The following is an 18,680-nucleotide window of genomic DNA, read 5'->3' as shown; positions in this document are numbered from 1 at the left end:
ATTTCCGATGGCCACCGCGCTCCGCGACATATCCCATAAGATCGCCGGCGCCCCCGGTGCGCCCGCCATCCGCTTCGGAGACGTCTTCGATCCGAACAGCGGCCGGGTGCAGGCGCGCGTCGCGCTCGGCACCGCGACCGATCTGGAGCATGCCGTTGCCGCCGCGCAGAATGCGCAGCCGGCCTGGGCGGCGACCAATCCGCAGCGGCGCGCGCGCGTGATGTTCCGGTTCAAGGAACTGATCGAACGCCATATGGAAGAGCTCGCCATCCTGCTCTCGTCCGAGCACGGCAAGGTGATCGCGGACGCCAAGGGCGATATCCAGCGCGGGCTGGAGGTGATCGAGTTCGCCTGCGGCGTCCCGCATGTGCTGAAGGGTGAATATACGCAGGGCGCCGGCCCCGGCATCGATGTCTATTCGATGCGCCAACCGCTCGGCATCGTCGCCGGCATCACGCCGTTCAATTTCCCGGCGATGATCCCGATGTGGATGTTCGGCATCGCCATCGCCGTGGGCAACGCCTTCATCCTGAAGCCGTCCGAGCGGGATCCTTCCGTCCCGGTCCGCCTGGCCGAGCTGATGCTGGAGGCCGGCGCGCCAGAGGGCATCCTCCAGGTGGTGCATGGCGACAAGGAGATGGTCGACGCGATCCTCGATCATCCGGAGATCCGGGCGGTCAGCTTCGTCGGCTCGTCCGATATCGCCCATTATGTCTATCAGCGCGGCGCCGCCGCCGGAAAGCGCGTGCAGGCGATGGGCGGCGCCAAGAATCATGGCATCGTGATGCCGGATGCGGATCTGGATCAGGTGGTGAGCGATATTGCCGGCGCCGCATTCGGATCTGCCGGTGAGCGCTGCATGGCGCTGCCGGTGGTGGTGCCGGTGGGCGAGAAGACGGCGATCGCGCTGCGCGAGAAACTGATCCCCGCGATCGGCGCGCTGCGTGTCGGCGTGTCCACCGATCCGGATGCGCATTACGGCCCCGTCGTCACCGCCGCGCACAAGTCGAAGATCGAAAGCTACATCCAGATGGGCGTCGACGAAGGCGCCGAACTGGTGATCGACGGGCGCGGTTTCCGGCTCCAGGGCCACGAGGAGGGCTTCTTCGTCGGCCCCACCCTGTTCGATCGGGTCACGCCCGCCATGCGCACCTATCAGGAAGAGATATTCGGGCCGGTGTTGCAGATGGTGCGCGCCGACAGCTTCGAGGATGCACTGCGCCTGCCGGGCGAGCATCCCTATGGCAATGGCGTCGCCATCTTCACGCGCAACGGCCATGCCGCGCGCGAATTCGCCGCGCGCGTGAATGTCGGCATGGTGGGCATCAACGTGCCGATCCCCGTGCCGGTCGCCTATCACACGTTCGGCGGCTGGAAGCGCTCGGCCTTCGGCGACACCAACCAGCATGGCATGGAAGGCGTCAAGTTCTTCACCAAGGTGAAGACGGTGACGCAGCGCTGGCCCGATGGCGGCGGCACCGGCGACAGCGCCTTCATCATTCCCACGATGGGATGACGGCCGTGAGCCAGTTCGATCTGACAGAAGACCAGCGCGCCATCCGCGAAATGGCGCGGCGCTTCACGGCCGAGGCGATCACTCCCTTCGCGGCAGGGTGGGACGAGACGCATCATTTCCCGCGCGATGTGGTGATGGCGGCTGCCGGGCTCGGCTTCGGCGGGATCTATGTCTCCGAGGAATCGGGCGGCGTCGGGCTCGGCCGGCTGGAGGCGGCGCTCATCATGGAAGCGATGGCCTATGGCTGCCCTTCCACCAGCGCCTTCATCTCGATCCACAATATGGGCGCGTGGATGATCGATCGCTTCGGATCGCAGGCGGTGAAGGACAGATATCTCCCCCGCCTCGTGCCGTGCGAGATCCTCGCCAGCTATTGCCTGACCGAGCCCTCGTCGGGCTCCGACGCCGCCGCGCTGAAAACGAAGGCGGTGCTGGATGGCGATCATTATGTCGTCACCGGCACCAAGCAGTTCATCTCGGGCGGCGGCGAGAATGAACTGTATGTAACGATGGTGCGCACCGGCGCGGACGGCCCCGGGGGCATCACCTGCCTTGCGATCGAAAAAGACATGCCCGGCGTCAGCTTCGGCGCGCAGGAGAGGAAGCTCGGCTGGAATTCGCAGCCCACCGCGCAGCTGATCCTCGATGGCGTGCGCGTGCCCGTGGAAAACCGGATCGGTGCCGAAGGAGAAGGCTTCCGCATCGCGATGATGGGGCTGGATGGCGGCCGGCTGAACATCGGCGCCTGCTCGCTCGGCGGCGCGCAGCGCGCTCTGGACGAGGCGATCGCCTACACGCGGGATCGCAACCAGTTCGGCCGGGCGATCGCCGATTTCCAGGCCACCCAGTTCCGCCTCGCGGACATGGAGACCGAGCTGCAGGCCGCGCGCATGCTGCTCTATGCGGCGGCCGTGAAGGTGACGGAGAATGCCGCAGACAAGACGCGGTTCGCGGCGATGGCCAAGAAATTCGCGACGGAGACGGGCTGGTCGGTCACGGATCGCGCGCTGCAAATGTTCGGCGGCTACGGCTATCTCAAGGATTATCCGATCGAAAAACTGCTGCGCGATCTGCGCGTGCACCGGATCCTGGAGGGCACCAACGAAGTGATGCAGATGATCGTCGGCCGCGATCTGGTGCGCCAGTGAGCGAGGCGGCGCCCGCGCCCGCCGCCGAGCTTCTGGTGTCGGCGGAAGGCGGCGTCGGCCGGATCCGCCTCAACCGTCCGAAGGCGATCCACGCGCTCACGCTCGGCATGTGCCGGGCGATGATGTCGGCCTTGCGCAGCTGGGAGACGGACGACGCGATCCGCCTGATCCTGATCGATCATGCCGAAGGCCGCGGCTTCTGCGCGGGGGGCGACATACGCGCCATCTGGGAAAGCGCTCGGGGGGACGGGCATTATGCCCGCACCTTCTTCCACGACGAATATCAGCTCAATCACCTGATGTTCACCTGCGCCAAACCGATTCTGGCCTTCATGGACGGGATCACGATGGGCGGAGGCGTCGGCATCTCGCAGCCCGCCCGCTACCGGATCGCCACCGAGCGGACGATGTTCGCGATGCCGGAAACGGGGATCGGCCTGTTTCCGGACGTGGGTGGCGGCTGGTATCTGTCGCGCCTGCCGGGGCGGATCGGCCACTATCTGGCACTGACGGGCGGCCGGGCCGACGGCGCCGATTGCGCGGCGCTGGGCATTGCCACCCATTATATCCCCTCCGAACGGCTCGATGCGGTGAAGGCGGCGCTGATCGCGCGGCCGCTGGAGGTGGAGGCGATCCTCGCCGAAGCGTCCGAGGCCCCGCCGGAGGCGAAGCTGGTCGCACTCGCCCCCGCGATCGATCGCCTGTTCGCCCCGGATCGCTATGAGAATATCCTCGCCGCGCTGGAAGCGGACGGATCGGAATGGGCGATGCAGCAGCGCGCCATCCTCGCCGCCAAGAGCCCCCAGACCTGCAAGGTGGCGCTTCGCCAACTTGCCCTGGCGGCGGAGCGGACCGATTTCGCCGAGGAGATGAAGGCGGAATATCGCATCGGCTGCCATGTCGTGCAGCGCAACGATTTCCTGGAGGGCGTGCGCGCCCTCCTCATCGACAAGGACAACCAGCCGCGCTGGGATCCGGCGACGCCCGCAGGCGTGAGCGATGGGCTGATCGATGAGATCTTCGCGCCCCTCGCTCCCGATGAGGAATGGAGGCCGGTCCGCTAGGGATCGCCCGGCCCCAAGAGAACAGAATAAGCAGCAAAGAGATCATCGGGAGAGCGTGCATGAGCAGGATCGCATTCATCGGCCTCGGCAATATGGGCGGGGGCATGGCGGCGAACCTCGCCGGGGCGGGCCATGCCGTGCGCGCTTTCGATCTGGTGGAGGCCGCCTTGTCCCGCGCGCAAGACGCCGGGTGCCTGCCGGCCGCCTCGGCCACGGAGGCCGCGCGCGATGCCGAAATCGTCGTCTCGATGCTGCCCGCCGGCCGGCACGTCCGCTCCGTCTATGAGGGGGAGATCTTCGCCGCCGCGCCGAAGGGGGCGCTGCTGATCGATTGCTCGACGATCGATGTCGCCTCCGCCCGGGCCGTGACCGAGGCTGCCGAAGCCGGAGGGCTGGCGATGGTCGACGCGCCCGTCTCGGGCGGGATCGCGGCCGCCAATGCCGGAACGCTCACCTTCATGGTGGGGGGGACGGCGGAAGCCTTCGCCCGCGCCCAGCCGATCCTCGCGCAGATGGGCAAGGCGGTGATCCACGCGGGCGCGGCCGGCGCGGGCCAGAGCGCCAAGATCTGCAACAACATGCTGCTGGGCGCCACGATGATCGCGACCTGCGAAACCTTCCTGCTGGCCGAAAAGCTCGGTCTCGATCTGCAAACCTTCTACGATATCTCGTCAAAGGCATCGGGCCAGAGCTGGTCGATGACCACCTATTGCCCGGTCCCCGGCGTCGGCCCCACGACGCCTTCGGACAATGGCTATGAAGGCGGGTTCGCGGCCGCCCTGCAACTCAAGGATCTGAAGCTCGCGATCGAGGCCGCGCAGGCGGCGGATGCCAGCGTGCCGATGGGGCATGCCGCCGGCGCCCTGTATCAGGCGATGGTCAATGCCGGGATGGGCGGAAAGGATTTCTCCGCGATGATCCGCTTCCTCGACGGGAAGACGGCCTGAGCCGCCTTTCGCGCGGCCGGCACTGACGATCGCCGCGCCGGCCTTTAGCGATGGGGCCTCCGCTCGCGCAGCACCTGTTCGATCGAGACGAAGCCGAGGATGGCCATGAACAGGGCCGCTCCCGCGATGGCGGTGTAGAAGATCGCGTCGCCGATGCTCGTCATGTCATGCTCTCCATCGTCTTCGAGGGGACGGGAGCCTTCGTGCGCCCGCGATCGGGCGCGCGCCTTGATCGCGATCAAATCGGCGGCGGGCGGGGAATTCGGCACGGGAATGATGCTGGACGCTGCCACGCCTCCCCCCTTATGGATCGCGTGTGAACGCGATCCTCTCGATCTCCGGCCTCTCCAAGACATATGCCGGCGGGCATCAGGCGCTGAAGAGCGTCGATCTGGAAATAAGACGTGGCGAGATCTTCGCCCTTCTCGGCCCCAACGGCGCCGGCAAGACGACGCTGATCGGCGCGGTCTGCGGGCTCGTGCGGCCCACGGCAGGCACGATCCTCGTCGATGGCGAGGATGCGCGCCATCACTGGCGCAAGGCGCGCGCCCGGATCGGCCTGGTGCCGCAGGAACTTTCCACGGACATGTTCGAGCATGTGGCACACACCGTGGCCTTCTCACGCGGATTGTTCGGCAAAAGGCGCGATCCGGCGATCGTGGAGAAGATCCTGCGCTCGCTCTCGCTGTGGGAAAAGCGCGATGCCAAGATCATGCAGCTTTCGGGCGGCATGAAGCGGCGCGTGCTGATCGCCAAGGCACTCTCCCACGAGCCCGACATCCTTTTCCTCGACGAGCCTTCGGCCGGCGTGGACGTGGAATTGCGGCGGGAAATGTGGGCGATGATCGGGGGCCTGCGCGATCAGGGCGTCACCATCATCCTGACGACCCATTATATCGAGGAAGCCGAGGAGATGGCCGATCGCATCGGCATCATCAACAAGGGCGAGATCGTGCTGGTGGAGGAGAAGAAGGCGCTTCTCGCCAAGCTGGGCAAGACCGAGGCGATCGTCGGCCTCACGGCGCCGCTGGAGGCCCTTCCGGCGGGGCTGGCCGACTGGCCCCTCTCCCTTTCCGGAGACGGCCTGACGCTGACCTACACGATCACGGCCGAGGAAGCGGAGGCGCGTGGCCTGGCGCAACTGGTCAAGCGGCTGGAGGCCGAGGGAGTGGATTTCCGCACGCTCGACACGCATCGATCGAGCCTCGAAGACATCTTCGTCGATCTGGTGGACGGTGCCAGGGCGGGGGCGGTCGCATGAACCTCACCGCGATCCGCGCCATCTACATGTTCGAGCTGGCACGCACCTGGCGCACGCTTTTCCAGAGCATCTTCACGCCGGTGCTGACGACCTCGCTCTATTTCGTCGTGTTCGGATCCGCCATCGGCGGGCGGATGCACGAAGTGGCCGGCGTGCCCTATGGCGCCTTCATCATCCCCGGCCTGATGCTGCTGACGATCCTGTCCGAAAGCATCGCCAATGCCAGTTTCGGCATCTACCTGCCTCGCTTCACCGGCACGATCTACGAACTGCTTTCGGCGCCGGTGGGTGTGGCCGAAACGCTGATCGGCTATGTCGGCGCCGCCGCCACCAAATCGATCATCCTCGCGCTCATCATCCTGGCCACGGCGCGCTGCTTCGTGCCCTATCATATCGTCCACCCCTTATGGGCGGCGGGCTTCCTGATCCTCATCACCGTCAGCTTCTGCCTCCTCGGCTTCATCCTCGGCTGCTGGGCGGACGGGTTCGAGAAGTTGCAGGTGGTGCCGCTGATGGTGGTGACGCCCCTCACCTTCCTGGGCGGCACATTCTACTCGATCGACATGCTGCCGGAGCCGTGGCGCACGATCACCCTCTTCAATCCGATCGTCTATCTGGTGAACGGCTTCCGCTGGGCCTTCTATGGCACGGCGGACGTGGATATCCGCATCTCGGCCGGCCTTACGCTCGCCTTCCTGCTGATCTGCGTCTCGATCATCGCGTGGATCTTCAGGACGGGCTACAGGCTGCGGAGCTGAGCATGGCGATCCGGCTGATCTGCCTCGATGCGGACGATACGCTTTGGCACAATATGCGCCACTTCAACGCCACCGAGGAAGCGCTGCTCGCGCTGATCGAGCCCTTCGCCGAACGGCAGATGACGCGGGACCTGCTCAACACCTGCGAGGCGCGTAACCTGCGGCTCTACGGCTATGGCGCCAAGGGCTTCACCCTCTCGATGATCGAGACGGCGGTGGAGCTGGTGGGCGATCCCCTGCCGCGCGGCCTGATCGCGGACATTCTCGCCGCCGGCCGTGCCCTGCTGTCGCACCCCGTCCAGTTGTTCGACGGGATCGAGGATACACTGGAGGCACTCGCCGATCGCGCGCGGCTGGTGCTCGTCACCAAGGGCGACCTGCTGCATCAGGAGGCAAAGCTCGCGGCGTCCGGCCTCGGCGATCGCTTCAGCGGGATCGAGATCGTCAGCGACAAGACCGTGGACACGTTCCGCCGGCTCTTCGCGCGTGAGGGCGTCGACCCCGATCAGGCCGTGATGGCGGGTGACTCGCTGCGATCGGATATCCATCCCGCACTGGAGGCGGGCGCCTGGGCGGCCTTCATTCCGCAGGCCGGCGCGTGGGTTCACGAAAACGCGTCCACGCCATCGGATCATCCGCGCTTCCGCCAGCTCGAACGCCTTGGCCAATTGCCCGGCTGGATCGACACGATCGCCCCTTGATCCACCCCGCCCCTGCCTGCGCGGGGCGTTTAGCCGCACGGAATGACGCGGTCACACCGCCGGCACGGCCGAATTGAACAGGCGGCAATCCGAACGCTTCGTGCTGCTCAGGCTGCCTGCGTTATAGACCGAGAAATCGGTGCGCTGGCGGATATTGAACGCCTCGAACACATGCAGCGTGGAAGCCCCGAAGGCATAGACCGGCACCAGCGGCTTGTAGGTATAGAAGATTTCCACCACCATCACCGCCGTCCCGCCCGAGGAGGAGATGGTCTGGCCGCTCGGCCCCATGCCATCGATCGTGGAGGCGGTCTGCACAGCGCCATGATCGGTGCCGGTCGCATCCAGATTGGTCACGGCATTGCCGCTGGAATCCTTCGGCCCGCCATAAGTGGAGCTTTTCGAGAGCGCGCCCGCGCAGCGCTGCCAGCGTATCCACTGGCGATAGCCGTTGGGATTGGCGGTGGTGATCGTGCCGACGCCGCCCGTTCCGCTGGTATTGGTGCGCTGTTCCAGGTCGCTCAGGATGATGCGGCCATTGGTGGCGAAATCGCTTCCGCCCATCAGCTTCGCGCCGATCATGATCTCGTTCAGGTCGCTCTCGTCCAGCGCGTGGCGCACGCGGCCGGCATTGTCGGCCACGGCATAGGCGATCTGGTTCACGCGGAGCACGGCCAGCACATAATGGCAGGCCTCCAGCCCGCCGAGCCCCAGCAGCAGCACGATCGGCAGCGCCAGCCCCATTTCGACGAGCGTCGCGCCCCGGCTGCAGGCGCGCAGCCGGGCGGCGAGCGCGATCATGTGCACACCGTGGCTGGCTGCGGCTGCGCGGCATAGGGCTGGTTGCGCATCATCATCGTAGCGGTGACCGTCTCGGTGCTGCCCCAGCCAAGGAAGCGCCCCAGCGGCATCAGCGTGGGATAGGTGACGGTTGCGACGTAATAGACGATGTCGTCGCCGGTGCCGTTGCCCGCCGTGCCGCCGTCATTGTCCCACACGCCGTTGCCGTTGAGATCGAGGAAGCAATCGCCCGTATTGTAGCTGCCGAGCGGCGCCGTATCCGTCGTGATCGGCTCCGGTTTTCCCACGTCGGAGAAATCATCGTAGCTTTTGGGCACGACGAGCACCGTCGCGCCCGGCAGGATACGCTTGATGCGATCGGTGACGAAGCTGGAGACGGTGGAAGTGCTGACGCCGCCGATCGTCACCTTGCGCGCGGCCTGATCCATCGTGCCCTGTAATTGCGAGGCGATGTAGCTGCGGAAGCCGAGATCGACGAGCGTGAGCAGCATGAGGATCACGGGCACGGAGACGAGGCCGAACTCCACCGCCGCCAGACCCTTCCGGTCGCCCGCCAGACGGCGCAGGGCCGAACGCCGGATCATTGCGTGAGCCTCATCGCGCCGATGCTCTTGCCGATCTCCACGAACTTGGTGGTCAGGTCGGTCGAATTGGCCGAGGTGGAGGCCTGCCCCGCATTGCTCGCGCAGTTGGTGAGATTGGTATCGAGGCTGCTCGCAAAGGCGACCACCCAGATGGATACGCCGCGATTCTTGATTGCGGAGCACATCAGATTGAAGCGCTGGTGGTGGCGCGCATCCTGCGTGGAAAGATCCCCGCCCGTCACGCGCTGATCATATTTCTCCATGCCATAGGCACTGTAGAGTGTGGAGTTGGTAGACAGCAGGCCATCCGTCATGAAGATGACGAACCTGTTGGTTGGCATGCTGTTATAGGTGGCAGGGCTATCGGCGAAGACGCCCGCGGAGGAAATCATCCGCGCGCCCCAGATCATGCCGATATCATGATATGTGCCGCCATCCGGCGTAAGCGAATTGAGATAGGTTACGAGATCGGCGCGGGCCCAGCTCTGCAGGCGCTTGGCTGCCTGCGGGCACGCTTCCTGGCTGTTCGCCGTCTCCGCATCGCCATCATAGGGCACCCAGCGCGTCGTATCGCTGTCGGGTATGCGGTCTATGTCGAGATCGTAGGCAGCAGCCGGGATGGCCGATGTTGAGGCCGTTATCGTCGAGACGGTCTGTCGTTCCTCGATGCAGCCGTTCCACGTATTGGTGAACCAGCTGGCATTATGGGAGACGCTCGTCGCGGGATAGGTGTAGCCGTTGCAGTTGTTGTTCCATCCGGTGCTGCTGCAGACTTTTTGTCGATAGGGCGCCGGATCGCGCATATAACCTGTGTTCACGGCATATATCAGCTTCCCGACGTTTACTGTCTGCGAATAGGGCACGACCGAAAAACGCATCCGCATGCCTGCAGCGGCAAGCTGCGTCTGGATCGGCGCAAGCTGATCGAACAGTGCGAGCACAGCGGCGCGAAGGCCCTCGATCTTCGTCTGCGTATCGCTGGAGGTCGCCTTGTCCTTCATCGATCCGGTCGTATCCAGCACCAGCACGATATCGGTGTTCACGAAATTCTGCTCGGCGGTGCAGGTGGTCGCGACCGTCATCGGCCGGAAACCGAACAGGCCCATGATCGTGAGGCGCAGGGTCGTGCTCGCCGAAACCGTCACCACCTTCGTATTGGTGCCCGTCACCGTCACGCTCGGCGTGAAGGAGGCCGTGCCGAAGCTGCCCTGCTTGAAATTGAAGTTGAAGAATTTCAGGGCTTCCGCCGTGGCGGTATCGGTGGCCTGCCCCTGGCTGAACGCCCAGCGCCCGGCCAGCGAGGCCGCGTCGCACGCCTGCTGGATGCGCGAGCGCGCGACATAGACGCGGCCGATATCGATGCCCGATCCGATCAGGGCCAGCAGCGGGATCAGGAAGGCGGCCGTCAGGATCAACACGTTTCCGCGCTGCTCGACGGCCAGCCCGCGGCCGGCGGCGATCAGATATCGCGAAAGGCGTTTGATGGACACGAAACCGGAAACCCACGCTGCAGACAGCCAGCGGCTATGGGCTACGGGTTAAAGCAGTATAACCAACGGGCTGAATCGTTACGGTGGTGCGACCAAAGTCGTAGAGCGCCCGCCCGCATGGAAATGGCGGCCCGGCCGGCAATCCCGCATGCCGCTCCGATCGGCAGACCATCAGCGGCAAAGAGGCGCCCGGCAACCCGCAAGCGCAGCAACATATCCTCGCAATAGGGCAATCCCCGAGACGTGAAGCGGCCGATAGAGGGAAATATAACCGGATCCTTCATCATGAACGGGGATAAAATGATGAGATTGGCACGCCTGTCCTTCGGTCTTGCCCTGTGTGCCTTTTCGGCGGCGGTCGCGCAGAGCCCTTCGCCGGATCGGCTGGAGGTTGCCGGGCTCAAGCTCGGCATGACCGAGGCGGATGTGACCCGGACGATCAGGGCCTTTGACGGCAAGGCGCAACTCGTCAGCCGGAAGATCGCCACCTATCCCTATTCGGATGGCGTGAAGGGCTTCGAAACGCCCTCCTTCCTCAGCGAACTGGAATTCCGCACGACGGATTCGCGGTTCCGCATCTGGTTCGCCAGCCCGCCGGCGCAGCCGCGCGCCTTCGCCATCCACCGCTATCTCCAGGGCATGAAGAATCCGCCGGCGCGGGGCCAGTTCGTCGCGGCGCTCGATACGAAATACGGGCCGGCCAAATATTATTACGATCCCAGCCGTGGGGCGAATATCGCGCAGTGGAGCCAGCCGGGCAAAGCCGAATGCGCCGTCAGCACCAATGGCTCGGGCCGGATCCCCGTGGATGGCGGCAACGAGACGCTGATGCCGCCCCGCGCGGTCGACGTGCTGGAAGGAATGGCCAGCAAGAACAACCCCAATCTCCGCCGCACGATGGGGACGACGATGGATGCGGCGCGATGTGGCGTCGTGCTCCGCTATCTGTGGGGCGGGCCGGCCAATGATGCCGCCTCCCCCATTTCCGAATTCTATGTCTGGCTGGTCGATCAGGGCGGGATGGTCGCCAACAGCCGCCAGTCCACGCAATGGGTGAAGCAACTGGAGGCACAGGCCGTGCGCGCCCGTCAGGGCCAGGGCGTCACGCCGAAGCTATAGGCCGCCCCCTCCGATCCAGCCCAGCGCTCAGAGTGTCCCGGCACTCAGGGCTTCGCGCTCTCGGCTTCCTTTTCCTTCGGCGGCACGGTCGTATTGTTCTGCGCGGTCACCACGGCCGGCGGCGGCCCCTTGGCGATGGCGGCGGCCAGCGTGGTGGCGGGCGCGCACTCCGTCTTGCAGAGCGTGCGGATCTTGACGAGATTTTCCTTGGCGCGCTCCACCGCGCCGCGATCCACCAGCGCCACGCCCTGGCCGGACAGCGCCGTCACGTCATTGGGATCGATCGCCAGCGCCTCGCGATAGAAGCGCACCGCCTTGCCGGGCAGCGCCTGCGCGGTGGCGACGCGGCCCATCGCCACATAAGCGGCACGGTTGCGCGGATCGATCGCGAGGGCGGTTTCCAGCAGATCCTGCGCCTCGCTCAACTGGCCCGCCGCGCGCGCGGCATCGGCCTTGGTCATCAATGCCACGCTGCGCGGATCGATCTGGTCGTCCGGCTTCTGGCTCTCGACGCTCGACGAAACAGTGGCGAGCACCAGCGCAAGCGCGACGGCAGCAGGCGAGAAACGCATCACTTTCTCCCAAAGGGACTCAGGCGCCACGGCTATCATGCCCGGATCAGGCTGGCGACGAAAAAGCCGTCCGTGCCGTCCCGCTCGGGCGTGAGCATAAAGCCCGCGCCTGAAGGAACGCCTAACGGAAGCGCCTCGGGCGTCCAGCCGGAGCGGGTGGCGAGGAAGGCGGCGAGACGATCGGCACCTTCGTCCGGCAGGAGCGAGCAGACCGCGAAGACGAGCCGCCCGCCCGGCCGCACCAGCCCGGCGCCAAGATCCAGAACATGCGCCTGCATCGCCGAGAGCCGCGCGAGCCGCTCTGGCGTCAGGCGCCAGCGCGCCTCGGGATTGCGCCGCCAGGTGCCGCTGCCGGAACAGGGCGCATCCACCAGCACCGCATCGGCCCGCCCCGCCAGCGAATGCAGCGCGCGATCCTCACGGCCAGCGTCCAGCAGTAATTCCTCGATCATCGACGCGCCCGCGCGCGCCTTGCGGGGGGCCAGGCGGGAAAGGCGTGCGCGATCCACGTCGCACGCGATCAGGCGCCCCTCATTGGCCATGGCGGCGGCCAGCGCCAGCGTCTTGCCGCCCGCCCCCGCGCAGAGATCGATCACTGTCTGCCCCGGCCCGGCCCCCACCGCCTCGGCCAGCAGCTGGCTGCCTTCGTCCTGCACCTCGAACAGGCCCTCGCGCCATTCCGCCAACGCCTCGACGCGCGTGCCCTCGGGCAGGCGGAAGGCATCGGGCGCATGCGGAGCGGCGACGGCTTCGGGCAGGCGGGCGAGCAGATCGGCGCGCGTCGTCTTCAGCCGGTTCGCGCGCAGATCCAGCGGCGCCCGCGCCAGCAAAGCGGGCAGTTGCTCCGCGCCCAGCACGGGGAGCAGTTTTTCGGAAAGCCAGGCCGGCAAGGCCGCCGCCGGAGAGGCAGGCTCTTCCGGCCGGATCGGCGCGGGGCAATGCGGCGCGCCGTTGAAGAGAGCGGCGACCTCCGGCCGGTCGCCCGCCAGCCCGATCATCGCCGCGCGCCCGCTGACCGGCACCTCGCCCGAACGCCGGATCGCGGCGAACAGCAGATCGCGCACCGCGCGACGATCCTTCGATCCGGCATAGCGGCGCGTGGAGAAATAGCGCGCCACGATCGTGTCGGCCGCCGCCCCCTGCGTGCGCGCGGCGGCGATCACCTCGTCGAGAATGTCGATCGCGGCCTGAACGCGCGCGGCCGGGGTCATCTTTCCCCCCTCTCGCCTGCGCGAGGGGCCGGGGGCGGGCTTTCCACCTCGACCGTCGAACACATCATGGCGTGGCTCATGCCCACCCCCGACCCCTCCGGCAAGCGGAAGGGCAGCGCAGGCTTATCCCATGCTCGGATAATTGGGCGCCTCACGCGTGATGGAAACGTCGTGCACATGGCTTTCGCGCAGGCCGGCATTGGTGATGCGCACGAAGCGCGCCTTTTCCCGCAGTTCGGGCAGGGTGGCGGAGCCGGTATAGCCCATCGCCGCCTTCACGCCGCCCACCAGCTGGTGGATCACGTCCTTGGCCGGGCCTTTATAGGCCACCTGCCCCTCAATGCCTTCCGGCACCAGCTTCAGCTGATCCTTCACCTCGCCCTGGAAATAGCGATCGGCCGAGCCACGGCCCATCGCGCCGACCGATCCCATGCCGCGATAGCTCTTGAAGGCGCGGCCCTGATACAGGAACGTCTCGCCCGGTGCCTCGTCCGTGCCGGCGAGCAGGCTGCCCACCATCACCACCGATGCGCCCGCCGCCAGCGCCTTGGCCAGATCGCCCGAGGTGCGCAGCCCGCCGTCGGCGATCACCGGCACATTGGATTTCCAGGCTTCCTCGGCGGCTTCCATCACGGCCGTCAACTGCGGCACGCCCACCCCCGCGACGATGCGCGTGGTGCAGATCGATCCCGGGCCGATGCCCACCTTGATGCCGTCGGCGCCCGCATCGATCAGCGCGCGCGTCGCCTCCGCGGTCGCGACATTGCCCGCCACCACCTGCACCGAATTGGAAAGGCGCTTCACCCGCTCCACCGCGCGCGCCACGTCGCGATTGTGGCCGTGGGCGGTATCGATCACGATCAGGTCGCACTCGGCATCGATCAGTGCCTCCGTGCGGGCGAAGCCCTTGTCGCCCACCGTCGTCGCAGCCGCGCAGCGCAGCCGCCCCGATCGATCCTTGGTGGCGGACGGATAGGTCACCGCCTTTTCGATGTCCTTCACCGTGATGAGGCCGATGCAACGATAGGCGTCGTCCACCACGATCAGCTTCTCGATCCGGCGCTGGTGGAGCAGCCGGCGCGCCTCTTCCGAACTCACGCCCGCATGCACCGTCGCCAGATTCTGATGCGTCATCAGTTCGGAGACGGGCTGGTCCGGCCGCTCCGCAAAGCGCACGTCGCGATTGGTGACGATGCCGACGAGCTTGCCGCCCGCCTCCACCACCGGGATGCCCGAAATCTTGTGCCGGCCCATCAGCGCCAGCACGTCCGCCAGCGTCTCGTTCGGATGAACGGTGATCGGGTTGACGACCATGCCGGCCTCGTAGCGCTTCACGGCACGCACGGCGGCCGCCTGCTCCTCCACGCCCAGATTGCGGTGGAGCACGCCCAGGCCGCCCAGCTGCGCCATGACGATCGCCATGTCGGCCTCCGTCACGGTGTCCATCGCCGCCGAGAGGACGGGGATGTTGAGCGCGATATCACGCGTCACGAAGGTGCGGGTGTCGGCATCGGTCGGCAGCACGTCGGACGCCCCCGGCCTGAGGAGAACGTCGTCGAAGGTGAGGCCAAGCTCGATCATGTGCAGTGCGAATCCCGTCGGAGGATCAGAGGATTCGCGCCTCTATAGGCATGGCTTGCACGACTTGCCAGCCAGCGACTGCGCCATCTATCGGATCGCGCGGGCCAATAGCCGCTTCGCCGCCTCCACGTGCAGCGTCTCCACCATCCGGCCACGGAAGCGCTCCGCTCCGCCAGTCGCGGCCGCGATCAGCGCCTCGGCCTCCTCCACCTCGGCCGCATCGGGCGAGAAACAGCGGATGCAGGGCTCCACCTGCGATGGATGGATCAAGGCCTTGCCGTCGAAGCCCAGCAGGCGGCCTTCCCGGCATTCCGCCTCGAAACCCTCCGGATCGTCCAGCCGGTTCCACACGCCATCCAGCGCGATGCCGCCGCTGGCGCGCGCCGCCAGCACGATCGCCTGGAGCGCCATCGAAAGGCTCGCGCGGGGCGCGCCGGGTGGCAAGCGCAGCGTGGCGGCGAGATCATTCGTGCCAGCTATCAGCCCGGCCACGCCCTGCCCTGCGGCGATGGCGGCGGCATTGAACACCCCCGCCGGCGTCTCGATCATCGCCAGCAGGGGGCGCTCCAGCTTCGCGGCCAGCGCCGCGATGCCGTTGGCGGATTCCACCTTGGGCACCACCACCAGATCCACCGCGCCCGATGCCGCGATCGCGGCCACCTCATGCCGGTGCCACGGCGTGCCGGAGGCGTTGATGCGGATCGAGACGAGCCCGGGAAAGCCCCCTTCCTCCGCCGCCGCGATGGCCGCGTGCAGCGCATCATGCTTGGCCTCATCGGGAACGGCATCCTCCAGATCGAGGATCACGAGATCCGCGGCCAGCGTGCGCGCCTTCGCAATCGCGCGCGCATTGGAGGCGGGCAGATAGAGGGCGGAGCGCAGGGCCGAGAGATCGATCATGGCCAAACCCTAGAGTCTGATCGCTCGGCGTGGAAGCCGCGCCGCCCCGATCATGCCGGCCGCGCCCCGCCCTTCACGAACGCCAGCAGATCGCGCCGCACCTCGCCCGCGCACAGGAAGAGCGCGATGACGTTCGGGATCGCCATGAGGAAGAAGCTGCAATCGACGATGCCGATCACATGGCCCAGATCGATCGCGGCAGCCGGCGGCAGCGCGGCGACATACAGGATCTTGTAGATGGTCTGCGCGCGGCGCCCGTTGCCGAACAGATAGCCCCATGCCTGAAGCCCGTAGAAACCCCAGGCCACCAGCGTCGAATAAGCGAAGAGGAAGACGACGATCGCGAGCAGATAGGGAAACCAGGGCGATATCTGCGCGAAGGCAGCCGACATGATCGCGATGCCCTCCAGCCCGCCATTCCAGGTGCCGGCCGCGACTAGGGCGAGCCCGCCCAGCGAACAGACGATCATCGTACCCAGCAGGGGCTCCAGTAGCGCCACCAGCCCCTCCGACACGGGCTCGTCCGTCCTGGCCAGGCTGTGCGCCATCACCGCCGATCCCACGCCCGCCTCGCTCGCGAAGACGGCACGCCGCATGCCCGCGACGAAGGCGCCGATCGCGCCGCCGCGCGCGGCATCGCCCGTCCACGCCCCGTGCCAGATCTGGCCCAGCGCCGCCGGGATCGCATCGGCGTGCAGGATCAGGATCGCGCACAGCCCGCCGAGATAGATCGCCACCTTGAGCGGCGTCAGGCGCTTGGAAACCTCGCCCAGCCAGGCAGCGCCGCCGAGCGTGACGCAGGCGACGGCCGATGCGATGAAGATGCCATAGGCCCAGCCATTGGTGATCCCCGCCACGGCGGAAACCTGCGCGAAGCTCTGGTTCACCTGCACCATCGGAATCGCGCCGAACAGGGCGAAGAAGGCGTAGAGCCCGCCCAGCAAAGCCCCCAGGCGGGGCCAGCCCCTCGCGCCCAGCGCCGCCCTCAGCACATACATGGGGCCGCCATGGACATGCCCGTCGGCATCCACGACGCGATATTTCAGGCCCAGCGTCACCTCGGCCATCTTCACGGTCATCGCGAACCAGCCGATCACGAACATCCAGAAGATCGCACCCGGCCCGCCCATCGTGAGCGCCACCGCCACCCCCGCGATGTTGCCCAGGCCGATCGTGCCGGCAAGCGCGGTGGCGAGCGCGCCGAACTGGCTGGTATCGCCCCGCGCCGCGCTTTCGCCCGGCCGGCCGCGCAATTCACGGATGCCGCGCCCCACCAGGCGCACGTTCGGGAAGCCGAGCCAGACCGTGAGGAACAGCATCGGCAGGGCAAGGTAGAGAACGATCGCCTCGATCTGGATCCCGCCGAGCGGCACCTTCCAGAAGACGGCGGCGGAAAGCGCATCGACGGCGCCGTTGATCCAGTCCATCCGCGCCGTCTGCACCGGCCGCGCGCCGCTGTCGATGGCGCGAGGAGCCGGAAAGCGCGTCCTAAGCCTAGACGCGCGCCTTGAAGGGCGTGAAATCGGTATCCGTATCGTACACGTCGATGCCCTCGCGCCGCTTGAGGAAGCCCACCACCGCATAGGTGACGGGCGTCAGCAGCACCTCCCACGAGACTTTCAGGATGAACTGGCTGAGCATCACCGCGCCCAGCGCGGCGACCGGCCAATCAGGCAGGCCATAGAAGGCCAGCGGATAGAAGATCAGGCTGTCGGCGCCTTCGCCAATGATGGTGGAGCCGATCGTGCGCATCCACAGCCAGCGCCCTTTGGTGGCGATCTTCATCTTGGCCAGCACCAGGCTGTTCAGGATATCGCCCACCCAGAAGGCCGCGAGCGACGCGCCCACGATGCGCCAGCCCCCGCCGAACACGCGCTCATAGGCGGGCTGGCCCGTCCATCCTTCCGCCACCGGCAGATGCACGACCGTCCATTCCATCGCCGCCATGAAGGCCAGCGCCACGAAGGCCGCCCACACCGCACGGCGCGCGCGCGCATAGCCATAGACCTCGGTCAGCACGTCATCGATCACATAGGAGATCGGAAAGAAGAGGATGCCGGCGCCGAAAGGCCATGGGCCGATGCCGGGCAGATCGATCACGGCGCGCTTCTCCGCGCCCACGATGTTCGACAGAAGCAGGATGACGACGAAGGCGCACATCACGAAATCGAAATAGCGCAGCGGCCGCCCGGTCAGCGCCCCCGCCTCGATCGCCTTCACATCCACCCGTCAGCCCGCCCCATCCGCCATCGTCCCAGACTATCGCAGTTCCGGCCCCGCGCAATCCGCGCAATCCGCGCCGCCCGTCGGCCCGTCGCACGGGCTTTGGGGCTATCCGGCCTCGGGATCAGGCGCTAATCGTCCGCCCCACGCATCCGCCGCGGGGACAACCCTTCATCGGATACGTGGGAAGAACGGGTGCCCGCCAAGGGATTTCCCTTCATTTCCAGGTGCGCGCCCGTAGCTCAGTTGGATAGAGCACGTGCCTTCTAAGCTCGTGGTCGCTGGTTCGAATCCAGCCGGGCGCGCCATTCCCAAGCCATTGCAGATGTTGGATTTTCCCGGCGACCATGCGGCAGCTTTCGCGCGTCCTTCCGACATGCGTTTGTACACGCATTTTGACATGCGCATCCGCTACAGGCATGCGAGAGATAGAAATAACGATATAAAGATGTCTTTATATCGTTATTGACATGACCGGCCAAAGGGCGGATGAAGCCCCCCGTCGAGGTTCCCCGTCCCGGTTTTCCAGGCGGGCGACGGGGCTAAGACGGGAAGCCGGTGGCGCCTGTTCGGGCGGAATCCGGCGCTGCCCCCGCAACTGTAAGCGGTGAGCGGCGGTCCCTTCACGCGTCACTGGCACCCCCTCGGGTGCCGGGAAGGCCGGGGCCGTTCGTGTTGACCCGCAAGCCAGGAGACCTGCCTCCGACGCGATAACGTTCCTCGGACGGGGGTTCCTCCGGTGGATCGCGCCAGACGCCGAAGCGTCGCGCGTCCGTCACTTGCGTCGCGGTCCGCGGCGACCGG

Annotated in this window: 18 protein-coding genes, 1 tRNA gene and 1 riboswitch; of the genes, 9 read left to right on the top strand and 10 right to left on the bottom strand. The window is 66.6% G+C overall.

Features of this window, described 5'->3' with window-relative positions:
- Positions 1-7 precede the first annotated feature (7 nt).
- Genes DI605_RS10815 through mmsB form a run of 4 tightly spaced genes read left to right on the top strand, consistent with a single transcriptional unit; the run spans position 8 to position 4,675 of the window.
- Positions 8-1,516: a CoA-acylating methylmalonate-semialdehyde dehydrogenase gene (locus DI605_RS10815; RefSeq protein ID WP_293973216.1), complete on the top strand. Its 1,509-nt coding sequence runs from the start codon at positions 8-10 to the stop codon at positions 1,514-1,516.
- A 5-nt stretch (positions 1,517-1,521) separates the two neighbouring features.
- On the top strand, positions 1,522-2,664 hold the full coding sequence (locus tag DI605_RS10810; protein WP_293973213.1) for an acyl-CoA dehydrogenase family protein: 1,143 nt from the start codon (positions 1,522-1,524) through the stop codon (positions 2,662-2,664).
- Positions 2,661-3,728, top strand: a complete 1,068-nt coding sequence (locus DI605_RS10805) for an enoyl-CoA hydratase/isomerase family protein (protein WP_293973210.1) — start codon at positions 2,661-2,663, stop codon at positions 3,726-3,728. Before DI605_RS10810 ends, DI605_RS10805 begins: the two co-directional genes overlap by 4 nt.
- Positions 3,729-3,787: 59 nt before the next feature.
- Positions 3,788-4,675, top strand: a complete 888-nt coding sequence (gene mmsB, locus DI605_RS10800) for a 3-hydroxyisobutyrate dehydrogenase (protein WP_293973208.1) — start codon at positions 3,788-3,790, stop codon at positions 4,673-4,675.
- Positions 4,676-4,719: 44 nt separating this feature from the next.
- Here mmsB and DI605_RS10795 read toward each other — a convergent pair whose 3' ends face one another.
- Positions 4,720-4,968: a hypothetical protein gene (locus DI605_RS10795; protein WP_293973205.1), complete on the bottom strand. Its 249-nt coding sequence runs from the start codon at positions 4,966-4,968 to the stop codon at positions 4,720-4,722.
- Positions 4,969-4,991: 23 nt separating this feature from the next.
- Here DI605_RS10795 and DI605_RS10790 point away from each other — a divergent pair, with 23 nt between their 5' ends.
- The 3 genes from DI605_RS10790 to DI605_RS10780 are packed head-to-tail and all read left to right on the top strand — an operon-like array spanning position 4,992 to position 7,395.
- Positions 4,992-5,936, top strand: coding sequence for an ABC transporter ATP-binding protein (locus DI605_RS10790; protein ID WP_293973203.1), 945 nt, complete (start codon positions 4,992-4,994; stop codon positions 5,934-5,936).
- A complete protein-coding gene (locus DI605_RS10785) occupies positions 5,933-6,694 on the top strand; it encodes an ABC transporter permease (protein ID WP_293973200.1) in 762 nt (253 codons plus the stop codon). The genes DI605_RS10790 and DI605_RS10785 overlap by 4 nt, the downstream gene beginning before the upstream one ends.
- 2 nt (positions 6,695-6,696) lie before the next feature.
- Complete coding sequence (locus DI605_RS10780; RefSeq protein ID WP_293973411.1) at positions 6,697-7,395, top strand: HAD family hydrolase; 699 nt, start codon at positions 6,697-6,699, stop codon at positions 7,393-7,395.
- 51 nt (positions 7,396-7,446) lie between these two features.
- Here DI605_RS10780 and DI605_RS10775 read toward each other — a convergent pair whose 3' ends face one another.
- From DI605_RS10775 to DI605_RS10765, 3 genes are read right to left on the bottom strand one after another with little or no spacing between them, the layout of a single operon-like run.
- Positions 7,447-8,196 (bottom strand): TadE/TadG family type IV pilus assembly protein, encoded by a 750-nt coding sequence (locus tag DI605_RS10775; protein WP_293973196.1) that lies wholly within the window; start codon positions 8,194-8,196, stop codon positions 7,447-7,449.
- Positions 8,193-8,780 carry a TadE/TadG family type IV pilus assembly protein gene (locus DI605_RS10770; protein WP_293973193.1) on the bottom strand — a complete coding sequence of 196 codons (588 nt, stop codon included), beginning with the start codon at positions 8,778-8,780 and terminating at the stop codon, positions 8,193-8,195. Before DI605_RS10770 ends, DI605_RS10775 begins: the two co-directional genes overlap by 4 nt.
- Positions 8,777-10,270 (bottom strand): TadE/TadG family type IV pilus assembly protein, encoded by a 1,494-nt coding sequence (locus DI605_RS10765; protein WP_293973191.1) that lies wholly within the window; start codon positions 10,268-10,270, stop codon positions 8,777-8,779. Before DI605_RS10765 ends, DI605_RS10770 begins: the two co-directional genes overlap by 4 nt.
- Before the next feature lie 303 nt (positions 10,271-10,573).
- Between DI605_RS10765 and DI605_RS10760 the strand changes: the two genes are divergently transcribed.
- The gene (locus DI605_RS10760) at positions 10,574-11,389 is read left to right on the top strand and encodes a hypothetical protein (protein WP_293973188.1); all 816 of its coding nucleotides are present in this window, start codon (positions 10,574-10,576) and stop codon (positions 11,387-11,389) included.
- A 44-nt stretch (positions 11,390-11,433) separates the two neighbouring features.
- Here the strand turns inward: DI605_RS10760 and DI605_RS10755 are convergent, their stop codons facing one another.
- The 6 genes from DI605_RS10755 to DI605_RS10730 all read right to left on the bottom strand — a co-directional run bounded on the left by DI605_RS10755 (position 11,434) and on the right by DI605_RS10730 (position 17,879).
- Positions 11,434-11,961, bottom strand: coding sequence for a tetratricopeptide repeat protein (locus tag DI605_RS10755; protein WP_293973185.1), 528 nt, complete (start codon positions 11,959-11,961; stop codon positions 11,434-11,436).
- Positions 11,962-11,996: 35 nt separating this feature from the next.
- Positions 11,997-13,172 carry an RsmB/NOP family class I SAM-dependent RNA methyltransferase gene (locus DI605_RS10750; RefSeq protein ID WP_293973182.1) on the bottom strand — a complete coding sequence of 392 codons (1,176 nt, stop codon included), beginning with the start codon at positions 13,170-13,172 and terminating at the stop codon, positions 11,997-11,999.
- 123 nt (positions 13,173-13,295) lie between these two features.
- Positions 13,296-14,753 (bottom strand): IMP dehydrogenase, encoded by a 1,458-nt coding sequence (gene guaB, locus DI605_RS10745; protein WP_293973179.1) that lies wholly within the window; start codon positions 14,751-14,753, stop codon positions 13,296-13,298.
- Positions 14,754-14,840: 87 nt separating this feature from the next.
- Positions 14,841-15,653: a CoA ester lyase gene (locus DI605_RS10740; RefSeq protein ID WP_293973176.1), complete on the bottom strand. Its 813-nt coding sequence runs from the start codon at positions 15,651-15,653 to the stop codon at positions 14,841-14,843.
- Positions 15,654-15,703: 50 nt separating this feature from the next.
- A complete protein-coding gene (locus DI605_RS10735; protein WP_293973173.1) occupies positions 15,704-17,080 on the bottom strand; it encodes a sodium:alanine symporter family protein in 1,377 nt (458 codons plus the stop codon).
- Between the two features lie 67 nt (positions 17,081-17,147).
- Positions 17,148-17,879, bottom strand: a complete 732-nt coding sequence (locus DI605_RS10730) for a queuosine precursor transporter (protein ID WP_293973170.1) — start codon at positions 17,877-17,879, stop codon at positions 17,148-17,150.
- Between the two features lie 228 nt (positions 17,880-18,107).
- On the opposite strand from DI605_RS10730, the gene DI605_RS10725 reads away from it, so the two are divergent.
- Positions 18,108-18,184: transfer RNA gene (locus tag DI605_RS10725), tRNA-Arg, on the top strand.
- Positions 18,185-18,365: 181 nt separating this feature from the next.
- Positions 18,366-18,595, top strand: a riboswitch (cobalamin riboswitch).
- Positions 18,596-18,680: the final 85 nt, after the last annotated feature.

Source organism: Sphingomonas sp. (assembly GCF_003248515.1).
In the GTDB taxonomy this organism is placed as follows: Bacteria; Pseudomonadota; Alphaproteobacteria; order Sphingomonadales; family Sphingomonadaceae; genus Sphingomonas_I.
This window is presented reverse-complemented; position numbering and strand designations above follow the sequence as displayed.

Coding starts and splice junctions, on each gene's coding strand:
- DI605_RS10815 (WP_293973216.1), top strand. CDS start 8: ATGGCCACCGCGCTCCGCGACATATCCCATAAGATCGCCGGCGCCCCC.
- mmsB (WP_293973208.1), top strand. CDS start 3,788: ATGAGCAGGATCGCATTCATCGGCCTCGGCAATATGGGCGGGGGCATG.
- DI605_RS10785 (WP_293973200.1), top strand. CDS start 5,933: ATGAACCTCACCGCGATCCGCGCCATCTACATGTTCGAGCTGGCACGC.
- DI605_RS10780 (WP_293973411.1), top strand. CDS start 6,697: ATGGCGATCCGGCTGATCTGCCTCGATGCGGACGATACGCTTTGGCAC.
- DI605_RS10775 (WP_293973196.1), bottom strand. CDS start 8,196: ATGATCGCGCTCGCCGCCCGGCTGCGCGCCTGCAGCCGGGGCGCGACG.
- DI605_RS10770 (WP_293973193.1), bottom strand. CDS start 8,780: ATGATCCGGCGTTCGGCCCTGCGCCGTCTGGCGGGCGACCGGAAGGGT.
- DI605_RS10760 (WP_293973188.1), top strand. CDS start 10,574: ATGAGATTGGCACGCCTGTCCTTCGGTCTTGCCCTGTGTGCCTTTTCG.
- DI605_RS10755 (WP_293973185.1), bottom strand. CDS start 11,961: ATGCGTTTCTCGCCTGCTGCCGTCGCGCTTGCGCTGGTGCTCGCCACT.
- DI605_RS10750 (WP_293973182.1), bottom strand. CDS start 13,172: ATGACCCCGGCCGCGCGCGTTCAGGCCGCGATCGACATTCTCGACGAG.
- guaB (WP_293973179.1), bottom strand. CDS start 14,753: ATGATCGAGCTTGGCCTCACCTTCGACGACGTTCTCCTCAGGCCGGGG.
- DI605_RS10740 (WP_293973176.1), bottom strand. CDS start 15,653: ATGATCGATCTCTCGGCCCTGCGCTCCGCCCTCTATCTGCCCGCCTCC.
- DI605_RS10735 (WP_293973173.1), bottom strand. CDS start 17,080: ATGGACTGGATCAACGGCGCCGTCGATGCGCTTTCCGCCGCCGTCTTC.